General features: G+C 66.0%; 2 protein-coding genes. Both read left to right on the top strand.

Features of this window, described 5'->3' with window-relative positions:
* A partial coding sequence (locus A3764_RS23765; RefSeq protein WP_150122449.1) for a PhnD/SsuA/transferrin family substrate-binding protein occupies positions 1-317 on the top strand: 317 nt, incomplete at its 5' end.
* Positions 314-770: ATP-binding cassette domain-containing protein (locus A3764_RS23760; protein WP_150122448.1), on the top strand; the 457-nt coding region annotated here is incomplete at its 3' end. The genes A3764_RS23765 and A3764_RS23760, both read left to right, overlap by 4 nt.

Raw genomic sequence — 770 nt, 5'->3', positions numbered from 1 at the left:
TGCAGGCGATGGCCGAAGGCCTGGTCGATGCCGCAGGCGCCAGCCAGTATGCCGACCTGCTTCTGACGCCGCAGCAACAGGCAGAGGTAACCTGGATCGCGGAAAGCGCGCCGATCCCGAGCCATTTGGTGATCGCTCGCCCGGGGCTCGATGCCGCTCTGCGGGACCGTTTTGTCGACGCAATGCTGCGGCTCAACGAGCCGGAGCACCGCAACAAGCTGCGCTATTTTTATGGACCGGATGGGTACGTCAGGGCCGACGGCGCCGCCTATGACGGCGTACGCGATATGGCACGGCAATACGGGCTGTTGCGATGAGCACAGCTGTCGAAGTAGACGACCTGAGTTTTGCCCATACGGGCGCGGACCTCCCGGCGCTGGAGCGGGTCTCGTTTCGGGTTTCGGCGGGCGAGAGCGTCGCTTTGCTCGGCCCGTCCGGGGCGGGCAAGACGACCCTGCTGGCACTGCTCGACGGCAGGCTCCAAGGCTGGAGCGGGCGGGTATCGGTTCTGGGTGCGCCGCTCGATCCCGACCGTCCGCCGCCGAGCGCGCGCCGTCCGGATACCGGTTTCGTGTTTCAGGAGTTTGCATTGGTCGAGCGTTCCTCGGTTCTGCGCAACGTCCTGAATGGCCGCCTGGGGCGCATGTCGCCGCTGCGGGCCCTGTTGGGATCACCGACCAAACATGATCTGGAGATTGCGCGCACGGCACTTGCCGATTGCGGAATTGCCGATCTTGCCGAACGCAGGGTCGACAGCCTCAGCGGCGGGC

The sequence above is a fragment of the Sulfitobacter sp. HI0129 genome (assembly GCF_001635395.1).
Taxonomy (GTDB): Bacteria; Pseudomonadota; Alphaproteobacteria; order Rhodobacterales; family Rhodobacteraceae; genus Sulfitobacter.
The sequence above is the reverse complement of the archived record's forward strand: the minus strand, read 5'-3'. Positions and strand labels throughout refer to the sequence as shown.